We start from the raw sequence: 18,385 nt of genomic DNA on the forward strand, positions 1-18,385 counted from the left end.
ACCGTTACATATTACAATATTTTTTGTAAAAATTGTTGCGCACGTTCACTTTTCGGTGCTGCAAAAAATTCTTCTGGTGCACTATCTTCTACAAGCTTTCCACCATCTAAAAAGAGAACACGATCAGCTACTTCTTTCGCGAATCCCATTTCATGTGTAACAATCGCCATTGTCATTCCTGTCGTAACTAATGATTTCATAACTTCTAATACTTCTTTCACCATCTCTGGATCTAGTGCTGATGTTGGTTCATCAAATAACATAACTTCTGGTTCCATCGCTAACGCTCTCGCAATTGCTACACGTTGCTTTTGTCCTCCCGAAAGACGGTTTGGATACGTATCTTTTTTATCTAATAAACCGACCTTTTCTAAAAGTTTCTCGGCTTTCTTTTCGGCTTCCTGTTTCGTTACTCCTTTTACATTAATAGGAGCATACGTAATATTTTCTAATACAGTCATATGAGGAAATAGGTGAAAATGCTGAAATACCATTCCGACATTTTCACGAACGTGCATAATATTCGTTTTCGGATTCGTTACTTCTTCCGTTCCAATCCAAATGTGACCATTTGTCGGTGCTTCTAGCACATTCATACAACGTAAAAATGTTGATTTCCCTGACCCAGACGGTCCAATAATTGCTACTACTTCCCCTTTTTCAATCGTTGTTGTAATTCCTTTTAATACTTCGTTTTTTCCAAATGATTTATGAAGGTTTTCAATTTTAATCACTTTTCTTCATTCTCCCTTCAATTGCCTTCCCGACTAATGTAAGAATAATGACTAGCATATAATAAATTAGCCCAACAAAAAGTAATGGTTCAAGATATTTAAACGTCTCACCGCCTACAATGTAAGCACGGCGCATTAAATCTGTCGCTCCTATTACTGTTACTACAGCCGATTCTTTCGTAAGTGTCGCAAACTCGTTCACAAGCGCTGGTAATATATTTTTTAATGCTTGAGGAAAAATAATATTTCGCATCATTTTTCCGTAAGGAATCCCTAAAGCCATCGCTGCTTCTGTTTGTCCATTATCAACCGCTTGAATGCCGGCACGAATTACCTCTGACATATATGCACCTGAATTTAAGCTAAATGCTAATACAGCCGCTACGAATGCTGGTATTTCATAACCAATTATTTGCGGGACACCGAAATAAATAATCATTAATTGCAATACAAGTGGTGTACCACGGAAAATTGATGTATAAAAATCTGCTGCTATATTTAATGCTCGTATTCTAGCAATTTTGCAAAGCGCTAATAACGTTCCTAAAATAAACCCAACTAACGCTGATACTGCTACAATTTTCAAAGTAACTTCTAGACCTTTTAGTATATATGGTATCGAAGGCGTAATCGCCGAAAAATCTAAGTTCATTCTTGTCATTCCCTTCAAAGAAAAGTGAAAGGCAGCTTATTTTTCGCTGCCAAACCATTTCTTCACTAATTTATCCATTTCTCCATTTTCTTGCATTTTTTTAATTACTTTATTAAATTCAGCTGTTTTATCACTGTTTTTCGGAAGGGCAATTGCTGCTCCTACTTCTTCTGGTGCTTCTTGAATTTCAATTCCTTGTAATTCTTTCATTTTTTCTAAATAATTTTTAGCAACTGTATCTTCGATAATTGCAGCGTCAAAACGACCAGCTTTAATTTCTTGTACGATTTCTGGTATACGGTCACGTCCCTCAACTTTGAAATCTACTTGTTTTTTAAATTCTGCCGCTTTCTCTTCTTGAATAGATCCTGTTTGTACCCCTACTTTTTTCCCTTTTAAATCCTCTACAGATTGAATATTAGAATCCTTTTTAGAAACGACCATGTTTTTCGCAACAAAATAAATATCTGTGAAATCAACATTATTTTTACGGTCTGCAGTCGGCGTCATACCTGCCATTACGAAATCAACTTTTCCTGAGCTAAGAGATGCTAGTAAACCACCAAAATCCATATCTTTCACTTTCACTTCATAACCAAGTTCTTTTCCGATATATTTAGCAACATCAACATCGAAGCCGATAATTTCATCACTTTTTGAAGCTTCCACGTATTCATATGGTTTATAATCTGCTGAAGTCCCCATAACCAGTACTTTTTTATTTTTTCCACTAGCCTTTTCTTCCCCATTACTACAAGCACTGAACATACTTATAATTAAAATCAGTGCAAACGATATTGATAATAACTTCTTCATCTTTCTTCCCCCTAATAATGTATATTTAAAAGTTTAATAGAATATTTATTCGATGTTTGTATTGTATCAGCACTTTCATTTTTATGCAATATATAAAATAAAAATAAATAAAATAACAATATTAATACCATTTGTAATGCATAAAATAATGCATAAAAAAACATAACTATGCATGTCCCATAAAGTGAAACTTTAATCAATGGGGGTTTTCTTCATCCCCCACTGATTATTAGTTGAACCAATCGGACTTTTATGGGCAGCCCGCCCCCCGCCTAACTTCTTTGCTTTCGCTGAATTTTGAGGTGGGGGTCTTACTGCCCATTAAAGCGGGATAAATTTTAATAATAAATAAAAAAGGCGGTACATCCACTTGATTGTGGGCGTACCGCCTTTTTGCTTATTTTTATAGTTCTTCACAATTCTCTTCGAAATAAGATTGTAGTTTTGCAATAACTTGCATTGGTTCATGACCTTCAATTTCATGACGTTCTACCATCGTTACAATTTTTCCATCTTTTAATAAAGCGAATGATGGAGAAGAAGGTGGATATCCTTCGAAATATTCACGAGCTGTTGCTGTTGCTTCCTTATCTTGACCTGCAAACACCGTTACAAGATGGTTAGGACGTTTATCATAATGTACGGAATGCGCAGCAGCAGGACGAGCAATGCCACCTGCACAACCACATACAGAGTTTACCATTACAAGTGTTGTTCCATTTCTTTTAAACGCTTCTTCTACTGCTTCCGGCGTCGTCAATTCTGTATATCCAGCAGAGACAATCTCTTCACGCGCTTGGCGGACAACATCATTCATAAAAAAGTTAAAATTAATCAATCTTTTCCCTCCTCTAAAACTACCTATTTGTATCTTACCAGTTAATGTTTATGAAATACAAGTAAGTTTACTTGTATTTGGGTATAGAAAAGGTGTTAGAGCTCTTGCTCTAACACCTTTTCTTAATGTCCACGATGCTTTTGCTTTGCTTTTTGTACTTTAATTAAACGTCTTCTTTGTTTTTCAGCTTCTCGCTTCTCTTTAGAGCGCACTTGCTTTTCTTGTTTATGCAGTTCATAAGATAAGCCAATTGCCTCTTGTGCCTTAGTAAAACGTTTTACATTTACTTCTTTTGCCGCTTGTCGTATGATACGTTTTATATTTTTTGGACGTTGTTTTTCTTTCACTTCCACACCGCATTTTGCAACATGCTGGAAATATGCTAGCATTGGACCATTCACAAATATAAGTACTTCTTCATCTGAAGGTTCCATTCCAAAAATATACCGTGCTCCATACAATTTCCCTTTTTCTTTATGCGTAATAATTCCTACGAAAAATTGACCATCGTGATATACTGTCAAATCCATTGACAGCCCCTCCTTTAAAAAAATTAGAAATACTGGACATCCCGGAGGGGAAGGTTACTGACATGTAATCATGCGTCTGGACTACCGACCAGAACTGTGTTTTTGTATCTCTTTCATTGCATTATATCTTATTTCTCATAATTTTTATATATTCCACAATCATTTTTTTATGCGATCCTACAATATAATCAGGTAGTTCTGTTAGTGGGAAGAATGTAAGCTGAACCGCTTCTTCTTTATTCATAACAAACTCACCTTCATATTCTTCTGTATAATAGGCTGTCGTTACGGATTGAAATTCATCACCATTTGCTAATTTTGTAAAATAGTTCGCTCCAGAAAATACATTAATTAATCGCAGGTTCTTCACTTCTATTCCTGTCTCTTCATATACTTCACGGCAAGCTGTTTCTTCTGGTGATTCGCCAAGCTCCATTAACCCGCCAGGCAATCCCCATTTTCCGTAAGGCTCTGTTCTTTGCTGTAATAATACATATCCATGTTCATTTATAACAAGTACAACAGCACCCACTAAAATTAAAGGGCGATGACCAACTACTTTTCGTAACTCCTCTACATATCCCATCGTATCCCTCCTTTTTCGTTGTCCACACTATTGTATCATATGTATGAAACGACAAAATGCGTATATTTTTCATTTTTTTAACAAAATATTTATTTTATGAGCTTCATCTACTGTAGCTAATATAATGGATTCGACTTCTGCACTCTTCTCTAGAAATTCTCTCGCCCACTCTTCTGTTTTTCCTACTAAAGCTAGAACATCTTGCTGAATGCTCCCATCCTTTACTAATACAAAAGAAACTGGAGATTTTTTTCCCGCCACTTTCAGATCAAGCCGCGAAACTGCTTCATATTCTGGATACTGAAATATAGAAACAACACCGTTCGCTTCCCATAATGCTAATTTAATCTTTTGAATGTCGCTCACATTTCGCATACGAAGTTCTGAAAATAAATATTCCACCGTAATTCTCGCTTTTTTCAAATTGCTAAAATCAATGGAACCATTGTGTATAAGAATAATAGGTGCTGGCTCTAAAAAGCGTCTCCATCTATCCCATTTCAACATTAAGACTGAGCTTATAATGTGAAGTACAACGAGTATGAACGTCGTAATCATCGAGCCGAGTAATCCTACTTTTTCATCAGATAATGCATTAGAAATATTCCCTCCGAGCAATAACACTAATACAACATCTAAAAAACGAAGTTGTGCGATGGACCTTTGTCCCATCGCTTTCGCAACTAATATTAAAAATATGTATGCTATAATAGCCCGAATAACCCATTCACTATTTGAAAGATGCCGTGCCCCTTCAAAAATATGCATATGCATCACTTTGCACTCCTTACCCGTCTCAAACTGCTACTCTTTGCACTCCTTACCCGTCTCAAACTGCTACTTTGTTTTAGTTTGCAACGTTTAAGAGCATATATGTAAAAAAGCTGGTTCGTATTTACACGAACCAGCTTTTTTACTTAACAGAAAACATATACTTTTTATACGTTTTCCGTACCGATAATATGAGACCCATCATAATCATATTCGAGAACAAGGAACTTCCCCCATATGATAAGAAAGGTAATGCAATCCCTTTTACAGGCATTAATCCAACGATCATACCGATGTTTTGGAATATTTGAACCGTTAATATCCCAATTGCCCCAGCACATAATAATGTACCGAATAAATTATCCGCAGAATAACCAATAATAATTGTTCTATATAGTAGTAATAGGAATAAGAATACGACTAAAGCTGCTACGATAAATCCACCTTCTTCGGCAATTGTAGCAAAAATAAAGTCAGTATGCTTCTCAGGGATATAGACGTTCCCTTCGCCAAAGCCTTTCCCTTCCATACCGCCACTACCTACAGCTAAAATCGATTGCTGTGTTTGATAACCTTGATCTGCATTTTCAAATGGATTTAACCAACCTACAATACGTGATTGTTGGTGAGGTTTTAGTAACGTAACTAAATTATTAAAGAAGAAATCCTCATACCTTACGTAAATAAATATTAACGTAGATAATACGGTCACCGGAATAACTGTACATAACGCTATCAATTTCTTCTGAATACCTGACATAAATAAAATACATGCAATAGCAGCAGCATATAAGAACACCATCCCTGTATCCGGTTGGCTATATACAACTACCGTAGGAGGAATAGCTACCAACATTACCTTCCCTATTAGTATTAGGTCTGTTTTAAATGTTCGAACCATGTACTGTGCATTATGTTTTACTGCTAAATTTGCTACTAGCATAATCAGTGCAATTTTGAAAAACTCCGATGGCTGAATAGCTCCAATTGCTGGAAACCTAAACCATCTTTTCGCCCCCAGTATTTCAGGTGTAAAGTTTGAAACTGGTAATATCTTCAATAAAATAATCGAAGCAAATGTAGCAATATACAATGGCCAAGATAGTTTTTGTAGTTGATCCGAATCAACACTTGCAACAAGAAGCAACATTACAATCCCAATTATGTAGTTAAGTCCTTGTTTCAAAGCAAAATTCTCAGCCCCATATTGGCCAGTCTGCTGACTGCTATATATAGCAGCTATACTCGTAACACATAATGCAAACAAAATTAATATTAATTTTACATCTAAACTTTTTAGAAACTCGGTACTTCTTTTCATGACATCCTCCTGAAACATTGTTACAGCAAAATAAAAAACCAGGAGTCAACATTCTTCATGTTTTGACGACTGATTACACATTATCTATAAAACACTTATATAGAATAACTCTCTTTTTCATACAATACAATATATTATACTACAGTTTCGTCAGTAAGATTTGCCAAAAAAAATTATTCTTTTCTTATTTTATATCTATATACCATATATCAGCAATGTATTTTCGTAAATTTCTAATACATACTTGTTCATTGTAAGATTGCTGGGAAAAGTGATGTACATATGTAGGATGCAAATGAAGAAATAAGATAATAAAAAGCTCGCATAAGCGAGCTTTTTATTAATATACAGATGTATTATTTTCTGACGTATTTTCTAGAATTTCTTTTACACGTCCTAAGAACTTACCACAAATTAGACCATCTAGTACACGGTGATCAAGTGATAAACATAAGTTAACCATGTCGCGAGCACCGAACATACCGTTATCCATAATTACTGGGCGTTTTACAATTGATTCAACTTGTAAAATAGCCGCTTGTGGGTAATTAATAATACCCATAGATTGAACAGAACCGAATGATCCTGTGTTATTAATTGTAAATGTTCCACCTTGCATTTCGTCCGCTTTTAATGATTTTGTACGTACTTTTCCTGCAAGCTCTGTAATTTCACGAGCGATACCTTTAATTGTCTTCTCGTCCGCGTGTTTAATTACTGGTACAAATAGTTCATCCTCTGTTGCAACAGCGATAGAAAGATTAATATCTTTCTTCTGAACAATCTTATCGCCAGCCCACATTGAATTGATTTGAGGATACTCTTTTAACGCTTGTGCTACTGCTTTTACGAAGAAAGCAAAGAACGTTAAGTTAAAGCCTTCGCGTTTTTTGAAATCACCTTTAATTGAATTACGGTATGACACAAGGTTTGTCACATCTACTTCAATCATCATCCAAGCGTGTGGTGCTTCGTGTTTACTACGTAACATGTTCGCTGCAATTGCTTTACGCACACCTGTTACTGGTATTTCGATATCGCCAGGCATTGTTGGTACAGAAACTGGTTTTGCAGCTTCTACTTTTTGCGCTACTGGTGCTGCTGGTGCTGCTGAGCGCGCTTCTACTACTGCTGCTACCGCTTCCTCTTTCTTTGCACCTGCTTGCGGAATATTTCCAGATTCCACTAGCTTTAAAATATCTTTACGAGTGATACGGCCATTTGCTCCCGTACCTTCTACTAAATCTAAATCAACGTTATGCTCACCCGCAAGTTTTAAAACAGCTGGTGAAAAACGTGGTTTTCCATCAGTTGGTTGTTTTGCTTTCGGTGCTTTTGCAGGCGTAGCTACTTCTGCCTTTGGTTCTTCTTTTGTTTTTTCCTCAACAGCTGTCGCTGCCACTTCATCTGCGCCTTCTACTTGAATAACACAAACTACTTCACCTACAGCTAACGTCTCACCTTCACCAGCAATTAACTCTTTCACAATACCAGTGAAAGAAGATGGTACTTCAGCATTTACTTTATCAGTCATTACTTCTGCAAGCGGATCATACTTATTTACGTGATCGCCAACATTAACGAGCCATTTACTAATTGTACCCTCTGTAACGCTCTCCCCGAGCTGAGGCATTGTAATATTTTCTACAGCCATGTATAGTCCCCCCGATTAAAATTCCGCAAGTTCACGCATTGCTTTTTCAACTTTATCTGGATTTACCATAAAGAATTTTTCCATTGTTGGTGCATATGGCATTGCTGGAACGTCTGGACCTGCAAGACGTGCGATTGGCGCATCTAAATCAAACAGACAGTTTTCAGCAATAATTGCTGCCACTTCACTAATAATACTTCCTTCTTTATTGTCTTCTGTTACAAGAAGAACTTTACCTGTTTTAGAAGCCGCTTCAATGATTGCTTCTTTATCTAATGGATATACAGTACGTAAATCAAGAACGTGTGCAGAGATGCCATCTTGTGCTAACTTTTCAGCTGCTTGAAGAGCAAAATGAACACATAATCCGTATGTGATAACAGTAATATCATCACCTTCACGTTTTACATCTGCTTTTCCAATTGGTAATACGTAATCATCTTCTGGCACTTCACCTTTGATTAAGCGATATGCACGTTTATGTTCAAAGAATAATACTGGATCTTCATCACGAATTGCTGCTTTTAATAAGCCTTTTGCATCATATGGTGTAGAAGGGATAACAATTTTTAAACCTGGTTGGTTCGCAAACATCGCTTCCACAGATTGTGAATGATACAATGCACCGTGAACACCCCCGCCAAATGGCGCACGAATTGTAACTGGACAAGTCCAATCGTTATTAGAACGATAACGAATTTTTGCTGCCTCAGAAACAATTTGGTTTACTGCTGGCATAATGAAATCAGCAAACTGCATTTCAGCGATTGGACGCATACCATACATTGCTGCACCAATTGCTACCCCAGCAATTGCAGATTCTGCAAGCGGTGCATCAAGCGCACGATCTTCACCAAATTGATCATACAAACCTTGTGTCGCTTTAAATACGCCACCTTTTTTACCAACATCTTCACCTAAAACGAATACTTTCTCATCGCGTTCCATTTCTTCGCGCATTGCTAATGTAATAGCATCAATATAAGACATTACAGCCATGAAACGTTCCCCCCTATTCTGCGTATACGTGCTTCAATGCATCTTCAGGTGCTGCATACGGAGCATTTTCTGCATATTCTGTTGCTTCATTTACGATATGCATAATTTCGTCTAACATTTGTTTTTCAGATTCCTCAGTTAACACGCCAGCTTCTTTTAAATAAGCAGCAAATGTTATAATTGAATCTTTTTTCTTTGCTTCTTCTACTTCTTCTTTATCACGATAAACACGATCATCGTCGTCACTAGAATGTGCTGTTAAACGATATGATACTGTTTCAATTAAAGTTGGGCCTTCACCACGACGGCCGCGGTCTGCAGCTTCTTTTACAGCTTTATATACTGCAAGTGGATCGTTTCCGTCTATTGTATATCCAGGCATACCGTAACCAATTGCACGATCTGATACATTTTTACATGCTAATTGTTTTTCAACTGGAATAGAGATTGCGTATTTATTATTTTCACACATGAAAATAACAGGTAGTTTGTGTACGCCAGCAAAGTTTGCGCCTTCATGGAAGTCACCTTGGTTTGAAGAACCTTCTCCAAATGTAACAAACGTTACTAAATCTTTCTTTTCCATTTTTCCAGCTAATGCAATACCAACTGCATGTGGTACTTGTGTTGTTACCGGAGATGATCCTGTCACAATACGATTTTTCTTTTGACCGAAGTGACCAGGCATTTGACGACCACCAGAGTTTGGATCTCCAGCTTTCGCAAAAGCAGACAACATAAGTTCTTTAGCTGTCATGCCAAACGCTAGTACAACACCCATATCACGGTAATATGGTAATGCATAATCTTTCTTTCTATCAAGAGCGAATGCTGCTCCAACTTGCGCTGCTTCTTGTCCTTGACAAGAAATTACGAATGGAATTTTACCAGCGCGGTTTAATAACCACATACGTTCGTCGATTTTACGTGCAAGTAACATCGTACGGAACATTTCTAATACTTGCTCATCACTTAAGCCAAGCTCTTCATGGCGCTTTTCTTTTACTTCTGCCATTTTTCATAACCTCCTAAATCCACATTTTTATGCGTGTAACGCTTTTCCATCTACAGCTAATGCTGCTTCACCAATCGCCTCAGATAATGATGGATGCGGATGAATTGTATGTGCTACTTCCCACGGTGTTGCATCAAGTACTCTTGCAAGACCAGCTTCAGAAATCATATCTGTTACATGTGGTCCAATCATGTGAACACCAAGAATGTCATTTGTTTCTTCATCAACTACAAGTTTTACGAAACCATCTGATTCGCCGTATACAAGTGCTTTTCCAATCGCACGGAATGAGAACTTACCTACTTTTAACTTATAGCCTTTTTCTTTCGCTTCTTGTTCTGTTAAACCGACAGAAGCAACTTCCGGACTGCTATATACGCATTTTGATACCATAGAATAATCAATTGGTGTAACTTCTTTACCCGCAATATGTTCTACTGCAACAATTCCTTCATGAGAAGCAACGTGAGCAAGTTGTAAGCCACCGATTACATCTCCAATTGCGTAAATATGAGATTCTTTCGTTTGATAAAACTCATTTGTTTGAATGTATCCTTTTTCCACAACGATATCCGTATTCTCTAAACCAATATTTTGTGTATTGGCTTGTCTTCCTACAGATACAAGCATTTTTTCTGCTTTAAATTCTTTATTCTCACCGTTATGTTCAGCTTGAATTGTTACTCCATTATCTTTTACCAATGTTTCTGGTAATACTTTTGCACCAGTTACCACTTTAATACCTTTTTTCTTGAATAGACGTTGCATTTCTTTTGAAATGTCCTGATCTTCTAGTGGTAGTATCGTTTTCGCATACTCTAATACTGTAACTTCTACACCGAAGTCAGCAAGCATAGATGCCCACTCAATACCGATTACACCGCCACCAACAATAATAATCGAGTTAGGAAGCGTTTCCATTTTTAGAGCATGATCGGAAGACATTACATACTCTCCGTCTAATTCTAAACCTGGTAATGAATTCGGACGAGAACCTGTTGCAACAAGTACATTTTTTGGAATTAACATTTCATTCTCTTCTCCACTTGCAAGTTCAACTGAAATTGTCCCTGGCATTGGAGAGAAAATAGATGGGCCAAGAATACGGCCAATACCTTCAAACACATCAATTTTACCTTGTTTCATTAAGTGTTGAACACCTTTATGAAGTTGCGTTACAATCTTCTCTTTACGCTCTTGTACTTTCGCAAAGTTTAGTTCTACATTACTTGCAATAACCCCGAACTCTTCGCTTTTTTTAGCAGTTGCGTATACTTCCGCACTACGCAAAAGAGCTTTACTAGGAATACATCCTTTGTGCAAACAAGTACCACCAAGATTTTCTTTTTCAACAAGTGCAGTTTTTAAACCTAGTTGCGATGCTCGAATAGCAGCAACATATCCACCAGTACCGCCGCCAACGATGACTAAATCATATTCTCTTGCCATTATCTCAACCCCTAGCTACTGTTTGTTTTTCTCGTACAACATACTCTTTCGGCGCTTCTTCTTCACGTAATACACGAAGTGCTCCTTCTGCTAATGCTTGTAATTCATCTTCCCCTGGATGTACGATAACATCAGCAATCCAGTCCACACGTTCTTTTATTTCATCGACAAGAATTTTACTGTACGCAAGTCCACCAGTTAGAACGATTGCATCAATTTTCCCGTGAAGTACAGCGCTAGCTCCGCCAATTTCTTTTGCAACTTGATATGCCATTGCTTTATAAATAAGAGTTGCTTCAGGATCACCTTTTTCAACCATTTGTTCTACTTTGATCGCATCATTTGTACCGATTAGACTTACAAGTCCACCTTGTCCAACAAGCTTTTTAACCATTTCGTCACGGTAATACTCACCAGAGAAACACATCTCAACTAATTGCCCTACCGGTACTGTACCAGCACGCTCTGGACTAAATGGTCCTTCACCGTTTAAGCCGTTATTCACATCAATAACTTTTCCTTTTTTATGAGCACCAACTGTAATACCGCCGCCCATATGTGTAACTAATAAATTTAAATCCTCATATTTGTGATTTAATTCTTCAGCTACTTTACGAGCAACTGCTTTTTGGTTTAATGCATGGAAAATGCTTTTACGTTCCATACCAGCAATACCGCTTATACGAGCAATTGGCTCCATTTCATCTACAACGACAGGATCTACTATAAATGCCGGAATATTTAATCCAGAAGCGATTTCATATGCTAAAATGCCTCCAAGATTTGAAGCATGATGACCGCTAAAGCCATTTTTTAAATCTTCTAACATCGAATCGTTTACTGTGTATGTTCCGCCTTCGATTGGACGAAGTAATCCCCCGCGCCCACAAACTGCGTTTAACTTTGAAATGTTAATACCGTGAGAATGTAGAACTTCTAAGATCGTTTCTTTACGAAATTCATATTGGTCGATAATTCTCTTATATTTTCCAATTTGTTCTTCGTCATGACGAATAGTCTCTTCTAAAACGGGTCTTTCATTATCAAAAACACCAATTTTTGTGGATGTACTACCCGGATTAATAACAAGAATTCGATTTAAGGACACTGTTGCTACCTCCACTAATAAATTCAAAAGGAAATGGAAACCTCATAAGAGGTAACCACACCTTTTGTAAAAGTAATATATGAATGATTAGCGACGGCTAATAATGTCGTGACCGTTGCGTAAGTATGTGCTACGAGAGTTTTTCAAGCTTGCAATGCGCTCTTCAGCTAGACGATCTGCTGCTACATAAGTTGCAATGCCATCGCGTTTTGAAATTTCGATTACTTTTGCAATTGTGTCATAAATTGACTCAACACGTTTTAGTGCACGTTCTCTATTGTATCCATATAACTCGTCTGCTACGTTAATTACGCCACCTGCATTGATAACATAGTCTGGTGCGTATACAATACCCATTTCATGAATCACGTCGCCGTGACGATCTTCTTTTAATTGGTTATTTGCAGAACCTGCGATTACTTTTGCTTTAAGTTGTGGAATAGTTTCGTCATTAACTGTTGCACCTAATGCACATGGTGCGTAAATATCACATTCAACACCGTAAATTTCATTTGGTTCAACTGCTGATGCACCGAATTCTTCTACCGCGCGTTGTACAGCTTCTTTATTAATATCTGTAACGATTAGTTTTGCTCCTTCAGCGTGTAAATGTTTGCATAGGTGATATGCTACGTTACCAACGCCTTGAACAGCAATTACTTTTCCTTCTAAATTATCAGTACCGAAAGCCTCTTTCGCAGCTGCTTTCATACCACGGTAAACACCGTATGCAGTTACTGGAGATGGGTTACCAGAAGAACCGAATGATGGTGAAATACCTGTTACAAAGTCAGTTTCTTCGTGGATAATATCCATATCATCTACTGTTGTACCAACATCTTCAGCTGTAATGTAACGTCCGTTTAGTCCTTGAATGTAACGTCCTAATGCGCGGAACATCGCTTCGCTCTTATCTTTACGTGGATCACCGATAATTACTGTTTTCGCACCACCTAAGTTTAAGCCAGCTGCTGCGTTTTTGTATGTCATCCCTTTTGCAAGACGCAATGCATCTTCAATCGCCGCTTCTTCAGAATCATATGTCCACATTCTTGTTCCACCAAGAGCTGGTCCAAGTGTTGTATCATGTATTGCAATAATTGCTTTTAAACCAGATTCTTTATCTTGACAAAATACTACTTGCTCATAATCATATTTTTCTAAGTATTCGAAGATTTCTAATGTCATTGTCGTTTCCCCCTAGTGTTTTACCCTTTTTGGTTTATTTTGAAGCAGTCGCAACTGCCAATGCTAATGAATATACTTTTGTTTCTGCTGAATCAGCACGAGATGTTAAAACAATCGGTGCTTTTGCGCCAGCAATCATAGCTCCTACTTTTGCATCCGCAAAGTATACGAGTGATTTGTATAGCACATTTCCAGCTTCAATCGTTGGGACGAGTAAAATGTCTGCCTTACCTGCTACATCACTTACTATGCCTTTATGTTCTGCTGCAATTTGTGATACTGCATTATCTAAAGCAAGTGGTCCATCAACGACACAATTTTTAATTTGTCCGCGGCGATTCATTTGAGTTAACATCGCTGCATCAATTGTCGCTTGCATCGCAGGATTCACAACCTCTACCGCTGCAATTGGTGCTACCTTTGGCAGATCTATCCCTATTGCCCGGGCAACTTCTACAGTATTCTGTATAATAGCAGCTTTCTGTGTTACATCAGGTGCAATGTTCATCGCTGCATCTGTAACAAAAATTAGACGATCGTAATTTGGAACTTCAAATGCTGCAACGTGTGAAAGTACGCTACCTTTACGAAGTCCCCACTCTTTATTTAATACAGATTTCAAAATATTTGCTGTTGGGATGTTTCCCTTCATAAGCACATCTGCTTCGCCATTTCTTACAGCTTTAACAGAAAGTTCCGCAGCCTCAGCACTTGATGCTGCTGCAATCACTTCAATATGTTCTGAAGTTTGTAAACCATGTTCTTGTAACATCCCCATTATTTTTTCTTGATTCCCATATAGACGAAATTGAGCTAGCTGTAATGTAATTGCTTTCGCTACAGCTTCAATTACTTCATGATCTTCAGCTACTGCTACAGCCACAGTTTTTTTAGGCTGTCCCGCTGCTTGATCAATTAAGTGTTCTAACTTCATATTTTGTAATCAACCCTTTCCGTCGTCCCTCGTCTATTTATAAAGCAAATACCGTGCCAACTTTTAAAAGTGGTCCTACCAATAATGAAAACGCATTCAAAATGCAGTAAAATCAATACTTTGGAAAATAACAAAATATTCTGTCTTGATTTGTCGTATTTTGTATACCATGCAATAAATTGCACGGTACGCAATTTATTGCATGCTATTTTTTGCACACTCATACTTTTCTAGCTTGTAATATAAATTTCGAACCGAAATTCCTAACGCTCTTGCCGTTTGTGTTTTATTTCCGCCAAACCTCTCTAAATATTCATGAATGATATTCCCTTCAAACTCTGTCACTAAATGTTCAAGTGGCTTTTCCTCCAACTCGGGTAATAAATGAGTTTGCTTTGACTCCACCTGCTCTTCATTATGTAATGGCGGTAAATGGTGTACATCAATATAGGTCTCGTTATAATTCATAAAGATAATAGCTCTCCCCAAAATATTTTCAAGTTCCCTCACATTTCCTGGCCATTCATATGATTGTAAATATAAAATAGCTGGATCAGTGAGCCCCTCTATATTTCGGCCATAATCTTGATTAATTTTTTGAATTAATCTTTCTGCGATTGCCGGTATGTCTCCTTTCCGCTGACGAAGAGATGGAATTTGAATTGGAATTTTATTTAATCGATAATATAAGTCCTCCCTAAACTCTCCTTCTAGAATGCCTTTTTCTAAATTCACATGTGTCGCTGCAATTACCCGGACATTTATAGGTATCGCTTTCGTTCCACCAACCTTTACAATTTCTTTTTCTTGCAACACGCGAAGGAGTTTCGCCTGCGTATTTGCAGATAGTTCCCCTATTTCATCTAAAAAGATACTACCGTTATTCGCCTCCTCAAAGAATCCACGTTTTCCGCCTCTTTTCGCGCCAGAAAATGCACCTTCCTCATAACCGAATAATTCACTTTCTAGCAACGTCTCCGAAATAGCTGCACAGTTTACACGAACAAACTTATTGTATTTTCGATTACTTCCATTATGGATGGCATGTGCAAACAATTCTTTACCCGTTCCAGATTCTCCGCGTAGTAATACTGTTGCTGGTGTATTCGCCCCAAGTTTTGCCTGCTCGATAGCCGCCGTTGTTTCATCAGATTTTCCGACAATGTCATCAAATGAATATTTTGCTTCTAACGTTCGAATAATTTGCCTTGCCCTATTCAATTCATTTGTTAACTTTTGAATTTCTGATACGTCACGAATTACACCAACGCTCCCTTTCAATATCCCATCCACAATGACTGGTGCTACGTTTACAATTACATCTCTCTTTTTTTGCCCGATCTTCATATGTATCCCTCGTACCGCCCTACGCGTTCGAAGTACTTTCATATGCATACTTTCACCTTCTACAATATCAGTTGTAGCTGGCTTTCCAATAATGTCCTCTTCTGTTAAACCTGTTAATTTCGTATACGCAGGGTTAATTACTAACCCTCTTCCTTTTTCATCCACGACTGAAATTGCTTCTTCAGATGAGTTAATAATTGCCTCAAGTAACGTTTGAATTTCTTTTAAATCTGTAACTTCTTCCGCAAGATCTACAACTTCTGTTATATCTTTAAAAATCGCAAATGCCCCTTGCACCTCTCCCTCCTCTTTTAATATAGGAATACGGGTTGTAATAATTTTCTTTTCATTCTCTAATGTCAGTTCATAATTTACTTCTATTTGTTTCGTACGTATAATACGAAGCAGCTTACTAGTCGGAATAACTTCTAAAATATACTTCCCTACCGCCTCTTCTTTTTTATACCCAATAATACGCTCTGCACTTTTATTAAATAGGCGAACTTGTCCCTCTCGATCAATCACAATCATACCGTCATGCGTAGAATTTAAAATTAAATCCCCTTGCTGCGTTTGTTCTTCTAACTTTCCAATTAAATCTTCCTTCTCATGTGCTAATCTCGTAACAATTTTCGCAATATCGCCTGGTATAAGAAGAGTATCTTTATGCTTTTTCTTTAATAAATCTTTATGTAAATTATCGTCACCTGTCATATCAAACATTACATCAATGTGCATAGCAAGAAACGGCGTTACACTCTCTCCAATCGTAACCCCATATTCCGTAGCCATTTGTAATCCTTTCGCTAACGGATTTATATCAATAATCCCTATAATTTGAAATATATTTGAACTTTGTAACAGATTCAGCAGTGTACTACCACCTTCACCGGCACCAACAATTAACACTTTTTGTTTCATATATTACACTTCCTCTCGAAGTATCTCTGCAAAATTTTTCACACCCTTATCTTACTCGTTCAGCCCCCTCTTGACAAACCCCCTTTCCATATAACATCATTGAAATAAACAAAATAATCTGAAAAGGAGCGTTTATATGCAGCGTTACCTTGCTCTATTATTAGCACTCATCCCCATTTCATTAGCTGTGTTTGGCATTAAGTTAATGAGAGATACTGTATTTGGGATTCTATTTCCTCCACTCTCTATACTGTGGTTACAATTTTTAATTGGCGCTCTTTGCTTCGCGCTCGGGTTTTATATTTTTGGCGGCTTCGTCTTACACCGAGACCGTAAACGAAATAAAGTACAAGCTCGCTTTAGAAGATAAGAAAGCCCCACTATTTATAAAGTGAAACTTTAATCAGCCCTCACCAATCGGGCTTTTACGGGCAGCCCGACCCCCAACTAACTTCTTTGCTTTCGCTGAATTTTGAGGCGGGGGTCTTACTGCCCGCAAATAGCGGGATAAATAAAAAAATGAGACCGTTACACGCGGTCTCATTTTTTTATTGGCAATAACATTCTTGCCGTTTCAGGGTAATCAGTAATAATCGCCGAAATATTCATATCAAAATATTTTCGCATAAGCGTTTCTTCATTAATTGTATAAGGGCGAACCTCTACACCACTCTCCATCGTTAATTCAGCAACGGCATCTTGCAGATAACGATAATTCGGGTGTACTGCTGTAGCACCCATTTTTTTTGCATACGCCCATGGACTATGCAAACCTTCGCGATATAAAATCGCTGTTTGAATATCAGGAGCCATCATATGACACTTTTTCATACTGTAGTGATTAAACGAAGAAAATATAACACGATCTTCTAAATTACATTTCCGTACAAGCGTTATAACTTCTTCTTCTAAACCTCTGTATGGGATTTTATTATTTTTAAGTTCAATATTAAGTAGCAACTCTGTTTTTTCAATCCATTCTAATACCTCTTCTAAAAGAGGTATTTTACAAAATCCTACTTTATCACTGAATGTATAGCTCGCATCTAATTTACATAAATCCTCATATACATAATTTCGAACCGCACCTTTTCCATTTGTTGTCCTGTTCACTGTTTCATCATGAATGACGACAACTTTTCCGTCTTTCGTTAATTGAACATCCAATTCAATTCCATCGGCTCTAAAAGATTCAGCTGCCTCAAATGAAATCATTGTATTTTCTGGGTACGTTCCCGCTGCACCACGATGTGCAAATATAAGAGTCATCCTCACTCCCCCAATCTTATGCTATACTATACGAAAAAGGAGGTACTTCTATGAGACCATTACAAATTTCTCCAGACACTGCAGTCCGCCTATCAAAAGCATTAGGTGTTCCGCTCGAACAACTTATGCATATGCCGCAGCACATTTTAATTCAAAAGTTAGTTGAATTAGAAAAACAAAATAAAGACGAAGAATAATACAGTCCTGTTTTGCAGGGCTTTTTATTATATCACGGATGACTCCCCTGCTAAAA

Annotated in this window: 19 protein-coding genes; 2 read left to right on the plus strand and 17 right to left on the minus strand. The window is 37.4% G+C overall.

Annotated elements, in window-relative coordinates; translation table 11 throughout:
* Window positions 1-11: 11 nt before the first annotated feature.
* The 16 genes from PDL00_RS11300 to PDL00_RS11375 form a co-directional block, all read right to left on the minus strand.
* Entirely contained in the window at window positions 12-734 is a 723-nt protein-coding gene (locus PDL00_RS11300; protein WP_242255213.1) for an amino acid ABC transporter ATP-binding protein, read from the minus strand.
* Window positions 727-1,386 carry an amino acid ABC transporter permease gene (locus PDL00_RS11305; protein ID WP_001046924.1) on the minus strand — a complete coding sequence of 220 codons (660 nt, stop codon included), beginning with the start codon at window positions 1,384-1,386 and terminating at the stop codon, window positions 727-729. The genes PDL00_RS11300 and PDL00_RS11305 overlap by 8 nt, the downstream gene beginning before the upstream one ends.
* A gap of 36 nt (window positions 1,387-1,422) precedes the next feature.
* On the minus strand, window positions 1,423-2,202 hold the full coding sequence (locus PDL00_RS11310; RefSeq protein WP_270729060.1) for a transporter substrate-binding domain-containing protein: 780 nt from the start codon (window positions 2,200-2,202) through the stop codon (window positions 1,423-1,425).
* A 403-nt stretch (window positions 2,203-2,605) separates the two neighbouring features.
* Entirely contained in the window at window positions 2,606-3,019 is a 414-nt protein-coding gene (locus PDL00_RS11315; RefSeq protein ID WP_002008492.1) for a BrxA/BrxB family bacilliredoxin, read from the minus strand.
* Between the two features lie 143 nt (window positions 3,020-3,162).
* Window positions 3,163-3,570 carry a YjdF family protein gene (locus PDL00_RS11320; RefSeq protein WP_270729062.1) on the minus strand — a complete coding sequence of 136 codons (408 nt, stop codon included), beginning with the start codon at window positions 3,568-3,570 and terminating at the stop codon, window positions 3,163-3,165.
* Window positions 3,571-3,691: 121 nt separating this feature from the next.
* Window positions 3,692-4,156: an NUDIX hydrolase gene (locus tag PDL00_RS11325; protein WP_242255216.1), complete on the minus strand. Its 465-nt coding sequence runs from the start codon at window positions 4,154-4,156 to the stop codon at window positions 3,692-3,694.
* Between the two features lie 69 nt (window positions 4,157-4,225).
* The gene (locus tag PDL00_RS11330) at window positions 4,226-4,930 is read right to left on the minus strand and encodes a DUF421 domain-containing protein (RefSeq protein ID WP_242255217.1); all 705 of its coding nucleotides are present in this window, start codon (window positions 4,928-4,930) and stop codon (window positions 4,226-4,228) included.
* A 139-nt stretch (window positions 4,931-5,069) separates the two neighbouring features.
* Complete coding sequence (locus tag PDL00_RS11335) at window positions 5,070-6,248, minus strand: FtsW/RodA/SpoVE family cell cycle protein (RefSeq protein WP_242255219.1); 1,179 nt, start codon at window positions 6,246-6,248, stop codon at window positions 5,070-5,072.
* A 340-nt stretch (window positions 6,249-6,588) separates the two neighbouring features.
* Complete coding sequence (locus tag PDL00_RS11340; protein WP_242255221.1) at window positions 6,589-7,902, minus strand: dihydrolipoamide acetyltransferase family protein; 1,314 nt, start codon at window positions 7,900-7,902, stop codon at window positions 6,589-6,591.
* Window positions 7,903-7,917: 15 nt separating this feature from the next.
* Window positions 7,918-8,901 (minus strand): 3-methyl-2-oxobutanoate dehydrogenase subunit beta, encoded by a 984-nt coding sequence (gene bfmBAB / locus PDL00_RS11345; protein WP_242255223.1) that lies wholly within the window; start codon window positions 8,899-8,901, stop codon window positions 7,918-7,920.
* Between the two features lie 13 nt (window positions 8,902-8,914).
* Complete coding sequence (bfmBAA, locus tag PDL00_RS11350) at window positions 8,915-9,916, minus strand: 3-methyl-2-oxobutanoate dehydrogenase subunit alpha (RefSeq protein WP_242255225.1); 1,002 nt, start codon at window positions 9,914-9,916, stop codon at window positions 8,915-8,917.
* Window positions 9,917-9,943: 27 nt separating this feature from the next.
* Window positions 9,944-11,365 carry a dihydrolipoyl dehydrogenase gene (lpdA, locus tag PDL00_RS11355; protein WP_270729065.1) on the minus strand — a complete coding sequence of 474 codons (1,422 nt, stop codon included), beginning with the start codon at window positions 11,363-11,365 and terminating at the stop codon, window positions 9,944-9,946.
* Window positions 11,366-11,369: 4 nt separating this feature from the next.
* The gene (gene buk / locus PDL00_RS11360) at window positions 11,370-12,473 is read right to left on the minus strand and encodes a butyrate kinase (RefSeq protein WP_000056195.1); all 1,104 of its coding nucleotides are present in this window, start codon (window positions 12,471-12,473) and stop codon (window positions 11,370-11,372) included.
* An 87-nt stretch (window positions 12,474-12,560) separates the two neighbouring features.
* The gene (locus PDL00_RS11365; RefSeq protein WP_000171356.1) at window positions 12,561-13,661 is read right to left on the minus strand and encodes a leucine dehydrogenase; all 1,101 of its coding nucleotides are present in this window, start codon (window positions 13,659-13,661) and stop codon (window positions 12,561-12,563) included.
* Window positions 13,662-13,695: 34 nt separating this feature from the next.
* Window positions 13,696-14,595, minus strand: a complete 900-nt coding sequence (gene yqiS / locus PDL00_RS11370; protein WP_242255229.1) for a phosphate butyryltransferase — start codon at window positions 14,593-14,595, stop codon at window positions 13,696-13,698.
* A 195-nt stretch (window positions 14,596-14,790) separates the two neighbouring features.
* Window positions 14,791-16,863, minus strand: a complete 2,073-nt coding sequence (locus PDL00_RS11375; protein WP_270729067.1) for a sigma-54 interaction domain-containing protein — start codon at window positions 16,861-16,863, stop codon at window positions 14,791-14,793.
* A gap of 136 nt (window positions 16,864-16,999) precedes the next feature.
* Here PDL00_RS11375 and PDL00_RS11380 point away from each other — a divergent pair, with 136 nt between their 5' ends.
* Entirely contained in the window at window positions 17,000-17,233 is a 234-nt protein-coding gene (locus tag PDL00_RS11380) for a DUF2627 domain-containing protein (protein WP_001190187.1), read from the plus strand.
* Between the two features lie 170 nt (window positions 17,234-17,403).
* On the opposite strand, the gene PDL00_RS11385 is transcribed toward PDL00_RS11380, so the two are convergent.
* Complete coding sequence (locus PDL00_RS11385; RefSeq protein WP_242255233.1) at window positions 17,404-18,132, minus strand: glycerophosphodiester phosphodiesterase; 729 nt, start codon at window positions 18,130-18,132, stop codon at window positions 17,404-17,406.
* A gap of 50 nt (window positions 18,133-18,182) precedes the next feature.
* Between PDL00_RS11385 and PDL00_RS11390 the strand changes: the two genes are divergently transcribed.
* Window positions 18,183-18,329 (plus strand): YycC family protein, encoded by a 147-nt coding sequence (locus PDL00_RS11390; protein ID WP_001247671.1) that lies wholly within the window; start codon window positions 18,183-18,185, stop codon window positions 18,327-18,329.
* Window positions 18,330-18,385 lie beyond the last annotated feature (56 nt).

The organism is Bacillus cereus group sp. TH152-1LC (genome assembly GCF_027710505.1).
In the GTDB taxonomy this organism is placed as follows: domain Bacteria; phylum Bacillota; class Bacilli; order Bacillales; family Bacillaceae_G; genus Bacillus_A; species Bacillus_A mobilis.

What these genes read in the sequence shown, in the direction of transcription:
- PDL00_RS11305 (WP_001046924.1), bottom strand. Translation starts at nt 1,386, where the DNA reads ATGAACTTAGATTTTTCGGCGATTACGCCTTCGATACCATATATACTA.
- PDL00_RS11310 (WP_270729060.1), bottom strand. Translation starts at nt 2,202, where the DNA reads ATGAAGAAGTTATTATCAATATCGTTTGCACTGATTTTAATTATAAGT.
- PDL00_RS11315 (WP_002008492.1), bottom strand. Translation starts at nt 3,019, where the DNA reads ATGAATGATGTTGTCCGCCAAGCGCGTGAAGAGATTGTCTCTGCTGGA.
- PDL00_RS11320 (WP_270729062.1), bottom strand. Translation starts at nt 3,570, where the DNA reads ATGGATTTGACAGTATATCACGATGGTCAATTTTTCGTAGGAATTATT.
- PDL00_RS11325 (WP_242255216.1), bottom strand. Translation starts at nt 4,156, where the DNA reads ATGGGATATGTAGAGGAGTTACGAAAAGTAGTTGGTCATCGCCCTTTA.
- PDL00_RS11330 (WP_242255217.1), bottom strand. Translation starts at nt 4,930, where the DNA reads ATGCATATGCATATTTTTGAAGGGGCACGGCATCTTTCAAATAGTGAA.
- PDL00_RS11335 (WP_242255219.1), bottom strand. Translation starts at nt 6,248, where the DNA reads ATGAAAAGAAGTACCGAGTTTCTAAAAAGTTTAGATGTAAAATTAATA.
- PDL00_RS11340 (WP_242255221.1), bottom strand. Translation starts at nt 7,902, where the DNA reads ATGGCTGTAGAAAATATTACAATGCCTCAGCTCGGGGAGAGCGTTACA.
- bfmBAB (WP_242255223.1), bottom strand. Translation starts at nt 8,901, where the DNA reads ATGGCTGTAATGTCTTATATTGATGCTATTACATTAGCAATGCGCGAA.
- bfmBAA (WP_242255225.1), bottom strand. Translation starts at nt 9,916, where the DNA reads ATGGCAGAAGTAAAAGAAAAGCGCCATGAAGAGCTTGGCTTAAGTGAT.
- lpdA (WP_270729065.1), bottom strand. Translation starts at nt 11,365, where the DNA reads ATGGCAAGAGAATATGATTTAGTCATCGTTGGCGGCGGTACTGGTGGA.
- PDL00_RS11365 (WP_000171356.1), bottom strand. Translation starts at nt 13,661, where the DNA reads ATGACATTAGAAATCTTCGAATACTTAGAAAAATATGATTATGAGCAA.
- yqiS (WP_242255229.1), bottom strand. Translation starts at nt 14,595, where the DNA reads ATGAAGTTAGAACACTTAATTGATCAAGCAGCGGGACAGCCTAAAAAA.
- PDL00_RS11375 (WP_270729067.1), bottom strand. Translation starts at nt 16,863, where the DNA reads ATGAAACAAAAAGTGTTAATTGTTGGTGCCGGTGAAGGTGGTAGTACA.
- PDL00_RS11380 (WP_001190187.1), top strand. Translation starts at nt 17,000, where the DNA reads ATGCAGCGTTACCTTGCTCTATTATTAGCACTCATCCCCATTTCATTA.
- PDL00_RS11385 (WP_242255233.1), bottom strand. Translation starts at nt 18,132, where the DNA reads ATGACTCTTATATTTGCACATCGTGGTGCAGCGGGAACGTACCCAGAA.
- PDL00_RS11390 (WP_001247671.1), top strand. Translation starts at nt 18,183, where the DNA reads ATGAGACCATTACAAATTTCTCCAGACACTGCAGTCCGCCTATCAAAA.